Here is a 19,288-nt window from a genome sequence, read left to right on the forward strand (position 1 = left end):
GCGGGTGGTGTTCTGCCGGGGGTCCGGGGGGCGTCCCCCGGGCGGGCGCAGTCGGCCCGGTCGGCAGGGGCTGTTCCCGCGGTTGAAGGACGCCTTCGACGGGCGCTGACGCACCCGTTCGGCGGGAGCCGGGGCCCGCGCCGCCGTCCTGCCGAGAAGTGGCTCACGCCGGGAGGAAGGGCGGATTCGGAGTCGGGCGGGGGACGTGACAACATGCCGTCATGTCCTCCGTGCTGACCGATATCTGCCCGCACCCGATCGTGCAGGCGCCGATGGCGGGCGGTGTCGCCGTGCCGCAGCTCGCCGCCGCCGTGTCCCAGGCGGGCGGACTCGGTTTCCTGGCCGCCGGGTACAAGACCGCGGACGGGATGTACCAGGAGATCAAGCAGGTGCGGGGGCTGACCTCCCGCCCCTTCGGCGTCAACCTCTTCCTGCCGCAGCCGGAGACCGCCGACCCCGCCGCCGTCGACGGCTACGCCCACCAACTGGCCGGTGAGGCCTCCTGGTACGAGACCGCGCTCGGTGACCCCGACAGCGGCCGCGACGACGGCTACGACGCCAAACTCGCCGTGCTGCTGGACGATCCGGTGCCGGTGGTGTCGTTCCACTTCGGCGTGCCGGCCCGTGAGGTCCTGGACTCGCTGCGCCGCGCCGGCACGTTCACGCTGGTCACCGCCACGACCGCGGAGGAGGCCCGGGCCGTGGAGCGGGCCGGCGCGGACGCGGTGATCGCGCAGGGCGTGGAGGCCGGCGGCCACCAGGGTGCCCACCGCGACGACCCGGAGGCGGACGGCTCCGGGGTCGGACTGCTCTCCCTCGTCGCCCAGGTCCGGGAGACGGTCGGCATCCCGGTCGTCGCCGCCGGCGGCGTCATGCGCGGCGGCCAGATCGCCGCCGTCCTCTCGGCCGGCGCCGCCGCGGCCCAGCTCGGCACGGCCTTCGTCGCCACCCACGAGTCCGGCGCGCACGCCCTGCACAAGCAGGCCCTCACCGACCCCCTGTACGCCCGCACCGAGCTGACCCGCGCCTTCTCCGGCCGGCCGGCCCGCGCCCTGGTCAACCGCTTCCTGCGCGAGCACGGCCCGTACGCGCCCGCCGCCTACCCCGACGTCCACCACCTCACCGCGCCCCTGCGCAAGGCCGCCGCCGAGGCCGACGACGCGCAGGGCCTGGCGCTGTGGGCGGGGCAGGGCCACCGGATGGCCCGCGAGCTGCCCGCCGGGCAGCTGGTGGAGGTGCTCGCCGCCGAACTGGCCGCCGCCCGGACGGCGCTGTCGGCGGGAGGCGCCCGATGACCGCGCCGGTGTTCGTCGTCGACCACTTCGACACGGGCGGCGGGGGCCGTCACGTGCTCGACGGCCCCGAGGGACGGCACGCCGTCTCCGTGAAGCGGCTGCGGGCGGGTGAGGACGTCGTCCTCACCGACGGCGCGGGCCGCTGGGCGGACTGCGTGGTGCTCGGCGCCGAGGGCAAGGACCGCCTGATCGTCCAACTGGACTCGGTGACCGAGGAGCCCCCGGAGGAACCCCGGCTCACCGTCGTCCAGGCCCTGCCCAAGGGCGACCGGGGCGAGGTGGCCGTGGAGACGATGACCGAGGTCGGCGTCGACGCGATCGTGCCGTGGGCGGCGGCGCGCTGCATCACGCAGTGGAAGGGTGAGCGGGGAGCGAAGTCCCTCGCCAAGTGGCGGGCGACGGCCCGGGAGGCCGGCAAGCAGTCGCGCCGGGTGCGCTTCCCGCGGGTCGCGGACACGGCGACGAGCAAGCGGGTTGCGTCACTTCTCGCCGAAGCGGAGTTCGCCGCCGTGCTCCACGAGAGCGGCACGGAGCCCCTGGCGAGTGCCGAACTCCCCGCCTCCGGTGACATCGTGCTGGTCGTCGGTCCCGAAGGCGGTGTCTCCCCGGAGGAGTTGGCGCTCTTCGAGGAGGCCGGCGCGCGGGCCTACCGGCTGGGGCGCAGTGTGCTGCGTACCTCCACCGCCGGTACGGCCGCGGCGGCGCTGTTGCTCGGGCGCACGGGCCGCTGGTCCTGACCTGAGGGTTTCCGCCCGCGTCCGCACTCGTCCCGTCCCGGGGGGTGCTGCCCCGGGCCCCCGCTCCCCGGACGCCGCAGGGGCCGAATCGGCCCCTGCGGGGGCGCAGCCCCCGGGGGCGGGAAGGAGCACGTGGCCGTATGCGCCCTACCGCCCCGCCCGTGACGGTGGCAGTCTGCCGTTCATGGGGGCGATGAGAAGGGTTCCGCGGAGGGCGCGTCGGTGGCGGCGGCAGGCGCTCGCCGCCGGCTTCGCCGTGGCCGCCGTCGCCGGGGCCGCCGCGTGCGAGGGCGGCGGACTCAGCTCCGCGTCCGTCGCGTTCACGACCGACGAGACCGTCACCAAGGAGCTCAACCGGCGGAAGGCCGACGTGCGCTGGCTCAGCTGCACCGGGTCCTTCGGGGACAAGGCGGGCCGGGACACCGTCGCCTCCGTCGACTGCCAGGGCGAGACCCGGGACGGCAAGGAGATCACCGTCACCGGGGAGATCACCCACGCCGTCAACGGCTCCTGCGTGCGCGGGAACATCACCGCGAAGGTCGACGGAAAGCAGGTGTTCCGGGTCGACGGCCTGGGCGACTGCGACTCCACCAGCCCGTCGCGCGTGGGCGAACCCACACGACGCGGCCCGGACCCCACCGTCACCGTGACCGTCACGACGACCGTGTGGTGCGAGCAGTACCCGTCGTGTCGTCCCGTCGAGGGCAAGTGACCGGAAACCCCTGTCCAGGACCGCCCGTGCCTGCGTAGGGTGACCGGGTGACACAGTCCGCATCGGTCGCATCCGCCGCTTATCTCCGGTTTCCGCATCTGCACGGCGAGTTGGTCGCCTTCACCGCCGAGGACGACGTGTGGCTCGCCCCGCTCGACGGCGGACGGGCCTGGCGGGTCAGTGCCGACAACGTGCCCGTGACCCGGCCCCGCATCTCACCCGACGGCGCCACCGTGGCCTGGACCTCCACCCGCGACGGCGCCCCCGAGGTGCACGTCGCGCCCGTCGACGGCGGCCCCGCCAGACGCCTCACCCACTGGGGCAGCACCACCACCCGGACACGGGGCTGGACGGCGGACGGACGGGTCCTGGTCACCAGCTCCCAGGGCCAGGCCAGTTTCCGCCGCACCTGGGCCCGCGCCGTCCCCCTGGACGGCGGCCCCGCCGCCACCCTGCCGTACGGCCCCGTCGGCGACGTCGCCCACGGACCGCACACCGTGCTGCTGTCCGCGCCGATGAGCCGTGAGGCCGCCTGGTGGAAGCGGTACCGGGGCGGTACGGCGGGCAAGTTGTGGATCGACCGCGAGGGCGACGGCGAGTTCGTACGGCTGCACGAGGACCTCGACGGGAACATCGAGGATCCGCTGTGGGTGGGGGAGAGGATCGCGTTCCTCTCCGACCACGAGGGCACCGGAGCCCTGTACTCCTCCCTCGCCGACGGCTCCGACCTGCGCCGCCACACCCCGCTCGGGGGCATCTCCCGCTCGAGCGAAGCCGGGAGCGGGGGAGGCTTCTACGCCCGGCACGCCGCCACCGACGGCAGCCGGGTCGTCTACTCCAGCGCCGGTGAGCTGTGGCTGCTGGACGACCTCGACGGGGACGGGCCGCGCCGGCTCGGCGTCCGGCTCGGCGGGCAGCGCGTCGACCTCCAGCCGTTCCCGGTGAACGCCGCCCGCTGGTTCGGCTCCGCCTCCCCCGACCACACCGCGCGCGGCAGCGCCGTCTGCGTGCGCGGCACCGTCCACTGGGTCACCCACCGGGCCGGTCCCGCCCGCGCGCTCGCCGCGACCCCGGGCGTACGGGCCAGGCGGCCCCGCACCTTCCGGGTGGACGGAGAGGAATGGGTGGTGTGGGTGACCGACGCCGAGGGCGACGACGCCCTGGAGTTCGCCCCCGCCACCGGGCTCGCTCCGGGCGTCACCCCGCGCCGGATCGCCGCCGGGCGGCTGGGCCGCGTCACGGAATTCGCCATGGCACCCGACGGCAGCCGCGCCGCGGTCGCCTCCCACGACGGCCGGGTCCTGCTCGTCGAGCGGGAGACCGGCGAGGTCCGCGAGGTCGACCGCAGCGAGGACGGCGACGTCTCCGGGCTGGCCTTCTCGCCCGACTCCTCCTGGCTCGCCTGGTCCCACCCCGGCCCGCGCCCGCTCAGCCAGCTCAAGCTCGTCCACACCACCGACCTGTCGGTCACCGAGGCGACCCCGCTGCGGTTCCAGGACTACGCGCCCGCCTTCACCCTCGACGGCAAGCACCTCGCGTTCCTGTCGGCCCGCTCCTTCGACCCGGTCTACGACGAGCACGTCTTCGACCTGGCCTTCGTCGAGGGCGTACGCCCGTACCTGATCACCCTCGCGGCGACCACCCCGTCGCCGTTCGGCCCGCAGCGGCACGGCCGGCCCTTCGAGACACCGGACCGGGACGAGACCCCCGACAGCGAGGGCACCCCCACCACCCGCATCGACCTCGACGGCCTCGCCGACCGCATCGTGCCGTTCCCGGTGGAGGCCGCCCGCTACACCGACCTGCGCGCCGCCAAGGACGGCGTGCTGTGGCTGCGGCACCCGGTGCGGGGCGTGCTCGGCGCGTCCAGGGCCACACCCGACGACCCGGACTCCAAGACCGACCTGGAACGCTACGACCTCGCCCAGCAGCGCACCGAGCACCTGGCCGTGGACGCCGACCACTTCGAGGTCAGCGGCGACGGCAAGCGGGTGCTGCTGTGGACCGACGGGCGGCTGAAGGTCGTCCCCAGCGACCGGCGCGCCTCCGGCGACGACGACAGCGACACCAACATCACCGTCGACCTGGGCCGGGTCCGCCAGTTCGTCGACCCGGCCGCCGAGTGGCGGCAGATGTTCGACGAGAACGGCCGCATCATGCGGGACAACTTCTGGCGCCCCGACATGAACGGCGTGGACTGGGACGGGGTCCTGGAGCGGTACCGGCCCGTGCTCGACCGGCTCGCCACCCACGACGACCTGGTGGACCTGCTGTGGGAGGTGCACGGCGAGCTCGGCACCTCGCACGCCTACGTCATCCCGCGCGGCGGCCACGGCGACGGTGCGCGGCAGGGGCTGCTCGGCGCGGACGTCTCCCGCCACGAGGACGGCAGGTGGCGGGTCGACCGCATCCTGCCCGCGGAGACGTCCGACCCGGACGCCCGCTCGCCGCTCGCCGCGCCGGGGGTCGCCGTACGGCCCGGTGACGCGATCGTCGCCGTCGCCGGGCAGCCGGTCGGCCCGGTGACCGGGCCCGCGCCGTTGCTGGTGGGGACGGCGGGGAAGCCGGTGGAGCTGACGGTGTCGCCGGCGGGGGGCGGCGAGCCGCGGCACGCGGTGGTGGTGCCGCTCGCCGACGAGGAGCCGCTGCGGTACCACGCGTGGGTCGCGGACCGGCGGGCGTACGTGCTGGAGAGGTCCGGCGGACGGCTGGGGTACGTCCACGTCCCCGACATGCAGGCGCCCGGCTGGGCGCAGATCCACCGCGACCTGCGGGTGGAGGTGCTGCGGGAGGGGCTGGTCGTGGACGTGCGGGAGAACCGGGGCGGGCACACGTCGCAGCTCGTGGTGGAGAAGCTGGCCCGGCGGGTCGTGGGGTGGGACCTGCCCCGGGGGATGCGGCCGGAGAGCTATCCGCGGGACGCGCCCCGGGGACCGGTCGTCGCCGTCGCCAACGAGTTCTCCGGGTCCGACGGGGACATCGTGAACGCGGCGATCCGGGCGCTGGGGATCGGGCCGGTGGTCGGTACCCGGACGTGGGGAGGCGTGATCGGGATCGACAGCCGGTACCGCCTGGTCGACGGGACCCTGGTGACCCAGCCCAAGTACGCGTTCTGGCTCGAGGGTCACGGGTGGGACGTGGAGAACCACGGGGTCGATCCCGATGTGGAGGTCGTGCAGCGGCCGCAGGATCACGCGGCGGGGCGGGACGTGCAGTTGGACGAGGCGGTGCGGTTGGCGCTGGCTGCGCTGCAGGACGCACCGGCGAAGGCGCCGCCGACGTTGCCCTGAGCCGGGGCGTCGCGTGGTCCGGTGCCCGCGGGGGCGCCCCGCTCCCGGGCTTCGCCCGAGCGGGAGGCGCCCCCGCCGCCCTGGGGGCGCCTCCCGGGCATCCAAGGGGTTGTCGCCCGTGGTCGCGCGGGCGCGGATACGATGCCTTCGTACGTGATCAGCAGGCTTGAGGAGGGTTCATGGCTGGGGAGCCTCAGGACGACTGTCTGTTCTGCAAGATCGTTGACGGGAGCATTCCGGCGACGATCGTGCGGGAGACCGGGACCACCGTCGCGTTCCGCGACATCAACCCCCAGGCGCCCACCCATGTGCTGGTGATCCCGAAGGCGCACCACCGGGACGCCGCCGCCCTCGCCGCCGCCGCACCCGAGCTCGCCGCGGACGTGCTGCGGGAGACGCAGTCCGTCGCCGACGAGGAGAAGCTGGAGAGCTACCGGATCGTCTTCAACACCGGCAGCGGCGCCGGCCAGACCGTCTGGCACGCGCACGCCCACGTCCTGGGCGGTCGCGGCCTCGAGTGGCCCCCCGGATAAGCCGCCTTGTCCGTACGCGAACTGGTGGTCCTCGGCACCGCCAGCCAGGTCCCCACCCGCCACCGCAACCACAACGGCTACCTGCTGCGCTGGGACGGCGAGGGCATCCTGTTCGACCCCGGCGAGGGCACCCAACGCCAGATGCTGCGCGCCGGGGTGGCCGCCCACGACCTGAACCGGATCTGCGTCACCCACTTCCACGGCGACCACTCCCTCGGTCTCGCCGGGGTGATCCAGCGCGTCAACCTCGACAGGGTGCCGCACGAGATCACCGCCCACTACCCGCGCTCCGGGCAGCGCTTCTTCGACCGTCTGCGCTACGCCACCGCCTACCGCGAGACCGTCGCCCTCACCGAGGCCCCGGTCGACACGGACGGCCCTCTCGTCCGCGCCCCCGGCTACACGCTGGAGGCGCGGAAGCTGTCCCATCCCGTCGAGGCGTACGGCTACCGGCTGGTCGAACCCGACGGCCGGCGCATGCTGCCCGACCGGCTGGCCGCGCACGGCATCAAGGGGCCGGACGTCGGCCGCATCCAGCGCGAGGGCACGCTCGGCGGGGTCCCGCTGGAGGAGGTCAGCGAGGTGCGGCGCGGGCAGCGGTTCGCGTTCGTCATGGACACCCGGCTGTGCGACGGGGTCTACGCGCTCGCCGAGGGCTGCGACATGCTGGTCATCGAGTCCACGTTCCTCGACGAGGACGAGGAACTCGCCGTCGACTTCGGCCATCTGACCGCCGGGCAGGCGGCCCGGGTGGCGCGGCGGGCGGGCGTACGCCACCTCGTCCTCACCCACTTCAGCCAGCGCTACACCGACCCGGAGGAGTTCGAGCGGCAGGCGCGGGCGGCCGGGTACGAGGGCGAGCTGACCGTGGCACGCGATCTGCAACGGGTAGCGCTCCCGAAGCGTCGGTGAAACGGCCGTACGATGGCCTGATGCCCATACCGAAAGCCGAACTGCACCTTCATATCGAAGGCACCCTGGAGCCCGAGCTGGCCTTCGCCCTTGCCGCGCGCAACGGCGTCGAGCTTCCCTACACCGACACCGGCGCGCTCCGTGAGGCGTACCGTTTCGAGGACCTGCAGTCCTTCCTGAACCTGTACTACGAGCTCATGGCCGTGCTGCGCACCGAGCGGGACTTCGAGGACCTCGCCGACGCCTACCTCGCCCGCGCCGCCGCGCAGGGCGTGCGGCACGCGGAGATCTTCTTCGATCCGCAGGCGCACACGGCGCGCGGCGTCGGCATGGGCACCGTCGTCGAGGGGCTGTGGCGGGCACTGGGCCGGAGCGAGGAGACGCACGGTGTCTCCACCCGGCTGATCCTGTGCTTCCTGCGGGACGAGCCGGCCGAGTCGGCCCTGGCCGCCCTGGACGCCGCGAAGCCGTACCTGGACCGGATCACCGGCGTCGGGCTCGACTCGGCGGAGGTCGGGCATCCGCCGGTGAAGTTCCGCGAGGTGTACGAGGCCGCCGCCGCGCTGGGGCTGCGGCGCGTGGCGCACGCCGGTGAGGAGGGGCCGCCGGAGTACATCACCGAGGCGCTGGACGTCCTCGGCGTGGAACGGGTCGACCACGGGCTGCGCTGCGTGGAGGATCCGGCGCTGGTGGAGCGGCTGGTGCGGGAACGCGTGCCGCTGACGCTGTGCCCGCTGTCCAACGTGCGGCTGCGGACGGTCGACACCCTCGCCGGCCATCCGCTGCCGGCGATGCTCGACGCGGGGCTGATGTGCACGGTCAACTCCGACGACCCGGCGTACTTCGGCGGCTACGCCGGGGACAACTTCGACGCGGTCCGGGAGACTCTGGGCCTCGGCCCGGAGCGTCTGCGCGAACTGGCGCGCAACTCCTTCCTCGCCTCGTTCCTGGACGACGACGAGGCGCTGCGGGCGCGGTACCTCGCCGAGGTGGAGGCGTACGACTTCGGCTGACCGCGGCTGCGGGCGGTCCGTGCCTCCCTCGGTGCCTCAAGGGCCGGGGAGGCGCCCCCGGGGCGGCGCGACCGCCCGCGGGGACGGCGGTCGTTCAGTGGGCGCCCGGCGCCCGGGTCGCCGCCGCCGTGTCGTAGGTGTGCTGGGCCGGGGCCGGGGTGCCGTCGAGGGAGATCTCGACCACCGGCTGTTCCGGGGCGCCGACCTCGGGGACCGGGCCCGTCGGGGTGCCCGTGGCCGCGGCGAGCACGGCCGCCGGATGGCCGCCGCGACGGCGGACCGCGCCCGGCAGCAGCGGGCGTCCGCCGGTGTGCAGGGCGACCGCGGTCATCGGCAGCGCGACCAGCAGCAGAACGGTGCCGAGGACCGCGCCCATCACCGGGAACCCGGCCTGTGCGGACAGCAGGCTGCCGGTCAGCGGTCCCGCGGCGGTCCCCAGGGACGACGCCGAGCCGACCAGCACGGCCCAGCGCCCCCGCGGATCCAGCGAGGCCGCCAGCCCGATCAGGTAGGACAGGACGACCGGGTAGATCGTGTTCCAGACGATCTCACCGGCGGCGAAGCTGCCGAGACCGGTCGCGGAGGCGCTGAGCGCGACGCAGCCGGCGATGAGGACCGTGCCGCCGCCGACGGGCAGTGCCCGCCCCAGCCGCGGCCCCAGCGCGCCCGCGCCCAGGACGCCCAGCAGTCCGGCGCCCAGCGCCACCGCGAAGACGACGCCCACGGTCGGCTCGGACAGGTGCGCCTGGCCGACCCCGATGCGCCCGCTCACGCCCCACAGCGCGTTCTGGGCGAGCGACCACAGCAGCATCGCGCCGGCCAGGACCGCGCCCGAACGCCGGTGCGGCAGAAGGACGGTGCCGTCCGGCTCGGTGCGGCGCGGACCGGGCGTGCCGGTCGGCAGCCGGGAGGTCAGCGGCCACACGGCCAGCGCGGTGAGGGCGATGGCGGCCAGGGTGAGCCCGTGTCCCGGCAGGTGCGGCACCGTCAGGTACACCAGCCCGGCGAGGGCGGACACGCTGAGCAGCCCGAGGGCGGACGCCCGGTGCGGGTCCCGTTCCGCGGCGATCCGGGTGGCGGCGACCGTCGTGGCCGTACCCGAGCCGAACCCGCCGATCACCGCGCCGGCGACGACGGCCGGTACGGCGGTGGTGAGGGCGGCCCCGCCGTAGCCGACGGCGGCCAGCAGCAGGCCCAGCCGGGCCAGGGTCCGCGCCCCGACCCGCTCCACGCGCGACGCCAGCAGGAACCCGGCGGTCGCGGAACTCAGCAGCAGCGCGCTGCCGACGGCTCCCGCCTGGGTGGCGGAGAGGCCGAGGCCGCGTTCCAGCCGGCCGACGGTGGTCGGCAGCAGGTACGGGGCGAGGTACCCGGCCGTGAAAAGGGCGGCGAGGGGCCAGGAAGTGGTGCGAGGGGCGAACACGGGCATTCCCGGGGCGTGCGGAAGGGACGGTGCGGAGAGCGTGGGGAGGGAGGGGGCGACGACCGTCGACGGACGGGCCGCGCGGCCAATTTGTATCAAGCGGGGACAGGGCAACGGGAGCGCACAAGGAGTGATCTGAATCACTCTTGCGTTTGATGTTACGAAAGGCCGGGTAGCGGAGTTCGCCAATACCAGCGAACGGCCTCGTCACCTGCGGAAACCGTCCTCTCCGCCTTCGTCCGGAGCTCCCGCGTCACGGCGACGATCCGCTCCTCCCGCTCCGACGCCGGCCGGGCCCCGGCATCGAGCAGTTGATGGCGTCCTGCGCGGGGGAGGCGTACCGCAGGGAGGCCCCGGCGTCGGACTCGGCCGCGACCGGCCGGCGGCCCCCGGCGGAGGTGGCTCGACGACGGTTCCCTGCGGGACCGCGACGACGCGGCGGCCGTGCGGGGCGCCGACCCGGACCACACCGGCCGTGCCGCGCTGGTGATCCCCGGGGAGTGACACGGACCGACGGCGGTCACGCTGTCGCCGGGGTGGTGCACACTGGCTGAAACCGCACCACGTCAGGGAGCGCACCGTGAAGGCGTCCACCGGGAAGGCACGCATCGAGGGACCGCACCGCTCGCCCCAGGTCGATCCCCTCGCCGCCCTGCGCACACCGGACGCCCCGCCCTGGGACGTCTACCTCACCGGCACGGTCTTCCTCGACATCGTCTTCACCGGGCTCGACTCCGCCCCGGTGCGCGGGACCGAGTCCTGGGCGCGCGGGATGGGGTCGAGTCCCGGCGGCGTCGCCAACATGGCCACCGCCCTGGCCCGCCTCGGCCTGCGCACCTCCCTCGCGGCGGCCTTCGGCGACGACCACTACGGCGAGTACTGCTGGGACGCGCTGGAGCAGGGCGAGGGCATCGACCTCTCCTCGTCGCGCACCGTGCCCGGCTGGCACTCCCCGGTCACGGTCTCCATGGCCTACGACGGCGAGCGCACGATGGTCTCCCACGGCCACGAACCACCCCCCGAGGAACCGTCCCGCCCCTCACCCACCACCACCCTCGGACAACGCCCTCCGGGCGCGGACCTGCCTGCGTGCCCGCCCCGCGCGCGAGCCGCCGTCGCCTCCCTCACGCCCGGCCGCAGCGCGCCCTGGATCGCCCAGGCCGCGCGCAGGGGCACCCGCGTCTTCGGCGACGTCGGCTGGGACGACACCGGGACGTGGGACCTGGCCGCACTGCCCGACCTGCGGCACTGCGAGGTGTTCCTGCCGAACGCGGAGGAGGCCATGCGGTACACCCGCACCGACTGCCCCCGCGCGGCGGCGCACGCCCTCACCGAGCACGTGCCCGTCGCCGTGGTCACCCTCGGGGCGGAGGGCGCGTACGCGGTGGACCGGCGCACGGGGGAGACCGCTTCGGTGCCGGCGATCGACGTCGAGGCGCTCGATCCGACCGGGGCGGGGGACGTCTTCGTCGCCGGGTTCGTCACGGGGACGCTGGCGGGGTGGCCGCTGGCCGACCGGCTCGCCTTCGCGGGGCTCACGGCGGCGCTGTCCGTCCAGGAGTTCGGGGGATCGCTGTCGGCGCCGGGGTGGACGGAGATCGGGGCGTGGTGGCGCAAGGTGCGGTCGGTCGAGGGGCAGGACCCCTCGGCACTGCGGCGGTACGAGTTCCTGGCGGGGCTGGTCCCGGGGGAACTGGTGCGGCCGTGGCCGCTGCGGCGGGCGGTGCCGACGATCGGCTTCCGCCGGTCCGCCTGAGACGGGGGCCGGCCGTGGAGGCCGCCCAGGCCCCGCCCGGCTCGGCTCGCCGCCCGGCCCCGCCCGCCGTCCGGCTCGGCCGAGGCGAGAGGCCCCGTAAAAGTCCTACGGGCCTGCCCCTCCTCCGTCGTACCCTGGAAGCGCGAGGCCGCCCTCCGATGTGCGGCCGTGACGAGGAGGATCCGCAGGCCTTCAGCGCCGGCCCATGACTGAGACACCCACAGCTCACACCCCCGCGCAGGGGCAGGCGAGAGTGCAGTTCACCGTCCCCGCCCAGCACCCCATGGTGACCGTGCTGGGTTCCGGGGACTCCCTCCTGCGCGTGATCGAGACGGCCTTCCCCGGGGCCGACATCCACGTCCGGGGCAATGAGATCAGCGCGGTCGGTGACGCCACGGAGGTCGCCCTCGTTTCGCGCGTGTTCGACGAGATGATGCTGGTGCTCCGCACCGGGCAGCCGATGACGGAGGACGCAGTGGAACGCTCGATCGCCATGCTCAAGGCGAGCGAGAACGGGGAGAGCGACGGCCAGGAGACCCCGGCCCAGGTGCTCACGCAGAACATCCTGTCCTCGCGCGGCCGCACGATCCGTCCCAAGACGCTCAACCAGAAGCGTTACGTGGACGCGATCGACAAGCACACCATCGTCTTCGGCATCGGCCCGGCGGGCACCGGCAAGACGTACCTCGCCATGGCCAAGGCGGTGCAGGCCCTGCAGTCCAAGCAGGTCAACCGCATCATCCTGACCCGCCCCGCGGTCGAGGCCGGGGAGCGGCTCGGATTCCTCCCGGGCACGCTCTACGAGAAGATCGACCCGTATCTGCGCCCGCTCTACGACGCGCTGCACGACATGCTCGACCCCGACTCGATCCCCCGGCTGATGGCGGCGGGGACCATCGAGGTCGCGCCGCTGGCGTACATGCGCGGTCGCACGCTCAACGACGCCTTCATCATTCTCGACGAGGCCCAGAACACCAGCCCCGAACAGATGAAGATGTTCCTCACCCGTCTCGGCTTCGACTCGAAGATAGTGATCACGGGTGACGTCACGCAGGTCGACCTGCCCGACGGCACCAAGTCCGGACTGCGGCAGGTGCAGGACATCCTGGAGGGCCTGGACGACGTCCACTTCTCCCGGCTGTCGTCCCACGACGTGGTCCGGCACAAGCTGGTGGGCCGTATTGTCGACGCGTACGAGCAGTACGACAACCGGCACGGCACCCAGAACGGCACCCACAAGGGCGGCCGCGGCGGGTCCGGGCACAAGGGGAAGTAGACCGAGCACCAGATGTCGATCGACGTCAACAACGAGTCCGGAACCGAGGTCGACGAGCAGGCGATCCTCGACATCGCCCGCTACGCGCTCGCCCGGATGCGCATCCACCCGCTCTCCGAGCTCTCGGTGATCGTCGTGGACGCCGACGCCATGGAGCAGCTGCACATCCAGTGGATGGACCTGCCCGGGCCGACGGACGTCATGTCGTTCCCGATGGACGAGCTGCGGCCCCCGTCCAAGGACGAGGACGAGTCCCCGCAGGGGCTGCTCGGCGACATCGTGCTCTGCCCCGAGGTCGCCGCCAAGCAGGGCGAGGAAGCGGAGACGCGGCACACCATGGACGAGGAGCTCCAGCTGCTCACCGTCCACGGTGTGCTGCACCTGCTGGGCTACGACCACGAGGAACCGGACGAGAAGGCCGAGATGTTCGGCCTGCAGGCCGCCATCGTGGACGGCTGGCGCGCGGAGAGGGGCCTCACCGGCCCCTCCCCGGCCCCGACCGTGTCATGAGTCCGACACTCGTGCTCGGCGCGATCGCCCTGGTCGTCGTCGCCTGGCTGGCCGCCTGCGCGGAGGCCGGCATCGCGCGCGTCTCCAGCTTCCGCGCCGAGGAGGCCGTGCGCTCCGGCCGCCGGGGCAGCGCCAGGCTCGCGCAGATCGCCGGCGACCCCACCCGCTACCTCAACGTGGCGCTCCTGGTCCGAGCCGTCTGCGAGATGGCCGCCGCCTCCCTGATCACCTACGGCTGCCTGCGCGAGTTCGACGAGACGGCCGAGTCGCTGCTGATCGCCATCGCGATCATGGTCCTGGTGTCGTACGTCGCCGTCGGGGTCTCCCCGCGCACCATCGGCCGCCAGCACCCGCTGAACACCGCCACGGCCGCCGCGTACGTCCTGGTCCCGCTCGCGCGGATCATGGGACCGGTCCCGAACCTGCTGATCCTCATCGGCAACGCGCTCACCCCGGGCAAGGGCTTCCGGCGCGGACCCTTCGCCTCCGAGGCGGAGCTGCGCGCGATGGTCGACCTCGCGGAGAAGGAGTCGCTGATCGAGGACGAGGAGCGCCGCATGGTGCACTCGGTCTTCGAACTCGGCGACACGCTCGTGCGCGAGGTCATGGTGCCGCGCACCGACCTCGTGGTGATCGAGCGGTACAAGACCATCCGTCAGGCCCTCACCCTCGCCCTGCGCTCCGGGTTCTCCCGCATTCCGGTGACCGGCGAGAGCGAGGACGACATCGTCGGGATCGTCTACCTCAAGGACCTGGCCCGCAAGACGCACATCAGCCGGAACGCCGAGAGCGAACTGGTGTCCACGGCGATGCGCCCGGCGTTCTTCGTGCCCGACACCAAGAACGCCGGCGACCTGCTGCGCGAGATGCAGAAGCAGCGCAACCACGTCGCCGTCGCCGTCGACGAGTACGGCGGCACCGCCGGCGTCGTCACCATCGAGGACATCCTCGAGGAGATCGTCGGCGAGATCACCGACGAGTACGACCGCGAACTGCCGCCGGTGGAGAAGCTGGGCGAGGACCGCTACCGGGTCACCGCCCGCCTCGACATCACCGACCTCGGTGAGCTGTACGGCCTGGAGGAGTTCGACGACGAGGACGTGGAGACCGTCGGCGGGCTGCTCGCCAAGCACCTCGGCCGGGTGCCGATCGCGGGCGCCTCGTCCGTGGTCGCCCTCCCCGACGCCCGCGAGCTGCGGCTCACGGCCGAGGCGTCGGCCGGCCGCCGGAACAAGATCGTGACGGTGCTGGTGGAGCCGGTGGTCCCGGCGGACCCGCCCGCCGACGAGGAGGAGAAGCCGGAGTGACCCCGCGGCAACTGCGCGCCCTGTGCCTGTCCTTCAACGCGGCCGTGGAGGAGTTCCCCTTCAACCCGGAGACCTCGGTCTTCAAGGTGCGGGGCAAGCTCTTCGCCCTGACGAACCTCGACGCCGAGCCCCTCACGGTCAACCTCAAGTGCGACCCGCAGGACGCGATCCGGCTCCGCGCCGAACACCCGGACCTGATCGTCCCCGGCCGGCACATGAACAAGCGCCACTGGAACACGGTGACGGCGGACGGCGCCCTCCCGGACCGCCTGGTCCGGGAGCTGGTCGAGGACTCGCACGACCTGGTGGTGGCCGGTCTGCCACGAGCGGAACGCCTCCTCCTCGACCGCCCCTGAGACCGGGGGCGCGGCCCCCTTATGCTCGGATCATGACCGACACCACCGCCCTCGACCCCGAGGACCGAAAGATCGTCACCCTGGCCCGCTCCGCCCGGGCCCGCAACGGTGTGCCCGAGGGGGCCGCCGTACGCGACGAGACCGGCCGGACGTACGTCGCCGGGACCGTGGCCCTGGACTCCCTGAAGCTCAGCGCCCTGCAGACGGCGGTGGCGATGGCCGTGGCGTCCGGCGCGACGTCGCTGGAGGCGGCAGCGGTGGTGACCGAGGCGGAGTCCGCGTCCCCCGAGGACCGGGCGGCCGTACGGGACCTCGGCGGCCCCGCGACCCCGGTCCTGGTGGCCGGCCCGGACGGCACGATCCGCGAGACGGTCACCGCGGGCTGAGACCGCGCGGGGCACTCGTCTGTCACCGACGGGGAGCGGTCCGGAACCCCACCTTGCCGCGCGCTGCCTCTCACGCATCGGTGACCCCGTCCATGCGTAAACGCGCGGGCGTCCTGAACCCGGCCCGCGCCATCGGTGATGTCGCGTGGTTGTGGGGGTGCGGGGCGTGAACGCGGTCCGGGAACTCCCGCAGCGGTCGTCGTCGCGGTCCCCGGAGCGGCTTCGGACCACCCGGTGGACCCATGGCAGCCGGCAGAATGACAACTACCACTGGGTCTGGGGCGTCGTCAGCGGTGGCTGGGGTCCTCTGCCGATCGCCGCGTGGAAGCGCCAGTACCGCTACCGCAAGCAGTACGTCTTCAGGTGCAACGTCGTGGCCTGGTACGGCTGGGGCAAGCAGAGGATCCTGGCCACCCACGAGAACCACTGCCAGTACTTCTATCGGGACCGCACCACCTACCGGATTGCCTCCACTGGCAAGAAGTGGACCCGGACCGGCGGTTGGAGTTGTGTTCGGACATCACGGGTCTACGTCTCCAGCTGTCGCATCGTCTGCGCCAAGGGATGATGCCCGAGCACTGACCGATCAGGAGTGGGGGCACGGCACCCACCCCCGAGCCGTCGTGGACGATCCTCAGTGTGTAAGCAGACCCCGCCACCGCCCGACAGGAAAACCTCCATGCTCTTCGCCGTCGCCGCCCTCGGCGTTGCCCTGTTCGCCTTCACCCTGTGGGGCTCCGTCACTGTGTTCCGGATACGGGACCTCCCCTGGTGGCGCCGCTGTCTTCCGCTGACCCTCCTCCTCGCCTCCACCACTGCAAGCCTCCTGCGCGCCTTCGAACTGCCGGAAGTGGCGAACGTGGTGTCCTTTCCCCTCAACGCCGCCGCCATCGTCGTGGCGCTGACGGAGATTCGGGCCGCACGGCAGCGCCGAGAGCCGGCCGGAGCGCAGCACACCGGTCGTTGATCAGCAGAACTGAAGCTTCCCCTTGATCACGGACACCTGGCCTCGACCTTCTCGCCGTCCACCGAACATTGCAGCGCATCCGCACCGGCGGGCTCACCACGTTGCCCACCAAGCCCCGGGTGTCCGAGCGCCGCATCACCCTCCCCCCCCGCTGCCTCCAGTCGCCGAAGCTCCACCACGGACAGCAGCAGCACGAGCACGAGGCCCGCGGGTACCACGTGGCAGCACAAGGGGCACGTGTTCACCACGCCGCAGGGAAGGCTGATCGGCCCGACCAACCTCACCCGCGCCTTCACCACGCTCCTCCGCAAGGCCGTCCTCCGCCGCATCCGCTTCCACGACCTCAGGCACTCGACCGCCGCCCTGCTCCTGGAACAGGGCGGCGAACCCGTCGTGATCAAAAAACTCCTCGTCCACGCCCACATCGGCGTCACCGCCACCGTCCACGCCCACGTCCGGCTCCGCCTCCAGTGCGACGCCATCGACACCCTCAGCACCGTGCTCGTCGGCCCGGAGGTCACCAAGAGGGTCAACGGCGAAGGCGATGAACCACCGTCCTGCGCCGCCCTCGTCCGCTGACGTTGCCGTCGACTACTGCGGTCCCCCACGCAGAAGCCCCGCCAGAACACATCTGGCGGGGCTTCCTTTTCGCTGACGCTGTGGGAACTCCTTGGATCTCAACAGCGCCCGGGGCTCCGGCTACCCCAGCATTTGATCTTCGTCAAACCCGAGCTCGTCCTCGACCCCGAGTTCGACAGCCGCATGCCATCGGACAACGTCGGGCCACGACGGGGACGTCATCCGGCGAAGGCGTTCAAGGGCCTCCGGCGTGCCGATCTCCCCCAGAGAGGAGATGACCTTCTGGCACAGCCAGTACGCCGGAGCGTCCTCGTCCACCGAACCTTCCGCCGCCCTGAACAGGCAGGCGACCGCGTCCGTTTCCCGGATCTCCCCGAGGATTTCCACGAGATCCTCTCTGTTGAACCCCACGGCGTCCGAATCAAGGATCCTCTGAAGAGCCCCGCCCAGACCCGGCGCCCGCAAGGGGGCAGCCAGGTTGGCGAACTTGTCGACCCTTGTCCAGTTTCCCGCGTGAGCGGCTTCCCGGATCCAGGAGGCGATGAGCTGAGTGACCTTGGGATGCCCGGCCGCGATGGACCTGGAATCCCGTCCCGTGCCGTCGGCGAGTGCTTCAACCAGATCAGCCTGAGATCTTTCCTCTCCGGGGAACGTCACCGGTCCACCACTCCTCCGAATCCGACGACTTCCGAATGGAACACTCCGACCGATCCGGGTCTGAGGCCGTACGTGTCGAAGCCGCGTTCCGACCTCAGGTGTACGGCATTTACATCCTGACCGATCCCTCAGGCATTTTACCGTCCGCGATCAATTCGTCGCGGGTACCCGGGAGAATCTCGAAGCGCACCAGAATCGTGTGCATCTCGGCATTTCTGCCTCCCCTGCGGTGGGTCCGATGCGGCAGGCCTCACGGTCCTGCGTAACGAAAGTCTCGGCATCTCGGACAGTGATCTCACCGTTGGGTCCCAGCTGGTTGAACTCTTTCTCGCTCATCGCGCGACGGAAGGCTTCGTTGCAGTTGTGTACGAGGAGCGGCGTAGCCCCCGCCAGCACACAGTACGTGTGCTGGGCGGCCCCTATTCGCCTGCGTTTTCGCAGGTCAACGCCGATCCATGGGTCCGTGGAAATCCACTGACGTCCGGCTCTGGCGGGTCCGGTTGCCGTCAGCGTTGCCGTCAGAAGGCATCTACTGCCGAGAGAGTCCAGCCGGATCGATTGCGATCGGGAACGGGGTGTCCAGGTGGGTGGTCACGCCCGCGAGTGCCGTGGTCCGCTCTACGTAGCGACCGCCCTGCAGTTCATAGATGACGAGCATGGGGGCGGGGTCGAACTCCAGGCGCCAGAAGTGCGGGATGGCGGCCTCGGCGTACAGCATGGGCTTGACCTTGCGGTCCATGGTGCTGTTGCCGGGAGAGACGAGTTCGACGACAAGCTGGACCGCGTCGATGTCGACGGTGACAGGGTCGTCGGCGGTCGCGCCGGCGTCGGCCACGACCAGGTCGGGCACGAACAGCCCGGACGGCAGGACGACGTTGACGCCTTCCAGGATCTCCACCGGCGCGCCGACGGCTCGGGCAGCCGCGTCCAGGGCGACGTGGAGGCGGAACGAGGCCCGCTGGTGGCGGACGCCGGGGGCGGGGGACATTACGAGGGACTCCCCCAGCAGCTCGTAGCGGGTGGTGCGGTCTTCGGGCAGGGCCAGGACGTCTGCGACGGTCCACGGCCCGGTGTGGTCCATGGCAACGCTCATTCCCTTTCACCTCCTCATCCGACCGGCAGTCTCGGTGTGACCTCGACACGCGGTACACGGCCAGCATACGGGCGCTCCCACCTGCTGACACGAGGTTTCGCCGCCGTGAGCGAGACCTCGAACGAGTGTGCCGCTCAGTCGCCCGCCCCAGAGGCGTCGGCATGGCTCGCCCATGTCTGGTCCGGTCCCGCCGAGTGCTGGCGCGTCGGGGGATTCCTGCGGTCCACTGGCTGTTCCGGAGTGCTGTTCTGCGCGGCCAGGGGCCGGGTCCGGGTAAGCGGGGCGGCGCCGTAGCGGCCGGCCCCGCGCACCGGCCGCGCGCGGGTCCGCGCCAGCGGGCCCGCCTTGAATCAAGTAAAGAAACTCTGAACAGCTCACCACTGGTCGATCTGTCAGGCTATCGATCAGGTGCGCTGCCGCCGGCGTTTCCTCGACTCGGCCAGTGCGGCCTCCAGCTTCTGGCTCGGCGACACGTCCGACGTGGTG

18 protein-coding genes and 2 pseudogenes are annotated in these 19,288 nt (G+C 72.5%); 17 read left to right on the forward strand and 3 right to left on the reverse strand.

All coding sequences use genetic code 11. From position 1 onward, the window contains the following. Window positions 1-221: 221 nt before the first annotated feature. The 7 genes from KYY02_RS26450 (at window position 222) to KYY02_RS26480 (ending at window position 8,492) form a co-directional block, all read left to right on the forward strand. A complete protein-coding gene (locus KYY02_RS26450; protein WP_371242138.1) occupies window positions 222-1,295 on the forward strand; it encodes a nitronate monooxygenase in 1,074 nt (357 codons plus the stop codon). Continuing rightward, the gene (locus tag KYY02_RS26455) at window positions 1,292-2,032 is read left to right on the forward strand and encodes a 16S rRNA (uracil(1498)-N(3))-methyltransferase (RefSeq protein WP_371242140.1); all 741 of its coding nucleotides are present in this window, start codon (window positions 1,292-1,294) and stop codon (window positions 2,030-2,032) included. Before KYY02_RS26450 ends, KYY02_RS26455 begins: the two co-directional genes overlap by 4 nt. 184 nt (window positions 2,033-2,216) lie before the next feature. Beyond that, window positions 2,217-2,744: a hypothetical protein gene (locus tag KYY02_RS26460; RefSeq protein WP_371242142.1), complete on the forward strand. Its 528-nt coding sequence runs from the start codon at window positions 2,217-2,219 to the stop codon at window positions 2,742-2,744. Window positions 2,745-2,791: 47 nt separating this feature from the next. Then, window positions 2,792-6,034, forward strand: coding sequence for a S41 family peptidase (locus KYY02_RS26465; RefSeq protein ID WP_503167877.1), 3,243 nt, complete (start codon window positions 2,792-2,794; stop codon window positions 6,032-6,034). 179 nt (window positions 6,035-6,213) lie between these two features. Next, window positions 6,214-6,567, forward strand: coding sequence for a histidine triad nucleotide-binding protein (locus KYY02_RS26470; RefSeq protein ID WP_371242144.1), 354 nt, complete (start codon window positions 6,214-6,216; stop codon window positions 6,565-6,567). A 6-nt stretch (window positions 6,568-6,573) separates the two neighbouring features. Further along, window positions 6,574-7,479 carry a ribonuclease Z gene (locus KYY02_RS26475; protein ID WP_371242146.1) on the forward strand — a complete coding sequence of 302 codons (906 nt, stop codon included), beginning with the start codon at window positions 6,574-6,576 and terminating at the stop codon, window positions 7,477-7,479. Window positions 7,480-7,499: 20 nt separating this feature from the next. Further along, entirely contained in the window at window positions 7,500-8,492 is a 993-nt protein-coding gene (locus KYY02_RS26480) for an adenosine deaminase (RefSeq protein ID WP_371242148.1), read from the forward strand. 94 nt (window positions 8,493-8,586) lie between these two features. Here KYY02_RS26480 and KYY02_RS26485 read toward each other — a convergent pair whose 3' ends face one another. Continuing rightward, on the reverse strand, window positions 8,587-9,915 hold the full coding sequence (locus KYY02_RS26485; protein ID WP_371242150.1) for an MFS transporter: 1,329 nt from the start codon (window positions 9,913-9,915) through the stop codon (window positions 8,587-8,589). 349 nt (window positions 9,916-10,264) lie between these two features. Here KYY02_RS26485 and KYY02_RS26490 point away from each other — a divergent pair. The 10 genes and pseudogenes from KYY02_RS26490 to KYY02_RS26535 form a co-directional block, all read left to right on the forward strand. Next, window positions 10,265-10,405, forward strand: a pseudogene (locus tag KYY02_RS26490) (glucarate dehydratase); the annotation flags it as partial. A 90-nt stretch (window positions 10,406-10,495) separates the two neighbouring features. Beyond that, window positions 10,496-11,671 carry a carbohydrate kinase family protein gene (locus KYY02_RS26495; RefSeq protein WP_371242152.1) on the forward strand — a complete coding sequence of 392 codons (1,176 nt, stop codon included), beginning with the start codon at window positions 10,496-10,498 and terminating at the stop codon, window positions 11,669-11,671. A 205-nt stretch (window positions 11,672-11,876) separates the two neighbouring features. After that, window positions 11,877-12,947 (forward strand): PhoH family protein, encoded by a 1,071-nt coding sequence (locus KYY02_RS26500; RefSeq protein WP_371242154.1) that lies wholly within the window; start codon window positions 11,877-11,879, stop codon window positions 12,945-12,947. Between the two features lie 12 nt (window positions 12,948-12,959). Beyond that, window positions 12,960-13,457, forward strand: coding sequence for an rRNA maturation RNase YbeY (gene ybeY, locus KYY02_RS26505; RefSeq protein WP_371242156.1), 498 nt, complete (start codon window positions 12,960-12,962; stop codon window positions 13,455-13,457). Continuing rightward, window positions 13,454-14,764 (forward strand): hemolysin family protein, encoded by a 1,311-nt coding sequence (locus KYY02_RS26510; RefSeq protein WP_371242158.1) that lies wholly within the window; start codon window positions 13,454-13,456, stop codon window positions 14,762-14,764. The genes ybeY and KYY02_RS26510 overlap by 4 nt, the downstream gene beginning before the upstream one ends. Beyond that, complete coding sequence (locus tag KYY02_RS26515; RefSeq protein WP_371242160.1) at window positions 14,761-15,120, forward strand: MmcQ/YjbR family DNA-binding protein; 360 nt, start codon at window positions 14,761-14,763, stop codon at window positions 15,118-15,120. The genes KYY02_RS26510 and KYY02_RS26515 overlap by 4 nt, the downstream gene beginning before the upstream one ends. A 32-nt stretch (window positions 15,121-15,152) precedes the next feature. Further along, window positions 15,153-15,506, forward strand: coding sequence for a cytidine deaminase-like protein (locus tag KYY02_RS26520; RefSeq protein WP_371242162.1), 354 nt, complete (start codon window positions 15,153-15,155; stop codon window positions 15,504-15,506). A gap of 166 nt (window positions 15,507-15,672) precedes the next feature. Continuing rightward, window positions 15,673-16,074, forward strand: a complete 402-nt coding sequence (locus KYY02_RS26525) for a hypothetical protein (RefSeq protein WP_371242164.1) — start codon at window positions 15,673-15,675, stop codon at window positions 16,072-16,074. 111 nt (window positions 16,075-16,185) lie between these two features. Further along, entirely contained in the window at window positions 16,186-16,473 is a 288-nt protein-coding gene (locus tag KYY02_RS26530) for a hypothetical protein (protein WP_371242166.1), read from the forward strand. Window positions 16,474-16,526: 53 nt separating this feature from the next. Next, window positions 16,527-17,052: pseudogene (locus KYY02_RS26535) on the forward strand (tyrosine-type recombinase/integrase); the annotation flags it as partial. Window positions 17,053-17,172: 120 nt separating this feature from the next. Here KYY02_RS26535 and KYY02_RS26540 read toward each other — a convergent pair. Together KYY02_RS26540 and KYY02_RS26545 are read right to left on the reverse strand one after the other, a co-directional pair. After that, the gene (locus KYY02_RS26540) at window positions 17,173-17,709 is read right to left on the reverse strand and encodes a HEAT repeat domain-containing protein (protein ID WP_371242168.1); all 537 of its coding nucleotides are present in this window, start codon (window positions 17,707-17,709) and stop codon (window positions 17,173-17,175) included. A 529-nt stretch (window positions 17,710-18,238) separates the two neighbouring features. Continuing rightward, the gene (locus KYY02_RS26545; protein WP_371242170.1) at window positions 18,239-18,802 is read right to left on the reverse strand and encodes a Uma2 family endonuclease; all 564 of its coding nucleotides are present in this window, start codon (window positions 18,800-18,802) and stop codon (window positions 18,239-18,241) included. Window positions 18,803-19,288 lie beyond the last annotated feature (486 nt).

Source organism: Streptomyces pimonensis (assembly GCF_041380215.1).
GTDB classification, from domain to species: Bacteria; Actinomycetota; Actinomycetes; order Streptomycetales; family Streptomycetaceae; genus Streptomyces; species Streptomyces pimonensis.

Bases quoted from the DNA above. Each gene is read 5' to 3' on its own strand.
- KYY02_RS26455 (WP_371242140.1), top strand. From the start codon at position 1,292: ATGACCGCGCCGGTGTTCGTCGTCGACCACTTCGACACGGGCGGCGGG.
- KYY02_RS26500 (WP_371242154.1), top strand. From the start codon at position 11,877: ATGACTGAGACACCCACAGCTCACACCCCCGCGCAGGGGCAGGCGAGA.
- KYY02_RS26450 (WP_371242138.1), top strand. From the start codon at position 222: ATGTCCTCCGTGCTGACCGATATCTGCCCGCACCCGATCGTGCAGGCG.
- KYY02_RS26470 (WP_371242144.1), top strand. From the start codon at position 6,214: ATGGCTGGGGAGCCTCAGGACGACTGTCTGTTCTGCAAGATCGTTGAC.
- KYY02_RS26530 (WP_371242166.1), top strand. From the start codon at position 16,186: ATGCTCTTCGCCGTCGCCGCCCTCGGCGTTGCCCTGTTCGCCTTCACC.
- KYY02_RS26510 (WP_371242158.1), top strand. From the start codon at position 13,454: ATGAGTCCGACACTCGTGCTCGGCGCGATCGCCCTGGTCGTCGTCGCC.
- ybeY (WP_371242156.1), top strand. From the start codon at position 12,960: ATGTCGATCGACGTCAACAACGAGTCCGGAACCGAGGTCGACGAGCAG.
- KYY02_RS26480 (WP_371242148.1), top strand. From the start codon at position 7,500: ATGCCCATACCGAAAGCCGAACTGCACCTTCATATCGAAGGCACCCTG.
- KYY02_RS26460 (WP_371242142.1), top strand. From the start codon at position 2,217: ATGGGGGCGATGAGAAGGGTTCCGCGGAGGGCGCGTCGGTGGCGGCGG.
- KYY02_RS26545 (WP_371242170.1), bottom strand. From the start codon at position 18,802: ATGAGCGTTGCCATGGACCACACCGGGCCGTGGACCGTCGCAGACGTC.
- KYY02_RS26520 (WP_371242162.1), top strand. From the start codon at position 15,153: ATGACCGACACCACCGCCCTCGACCCCGAGGACCGAAAGATCGTCACC.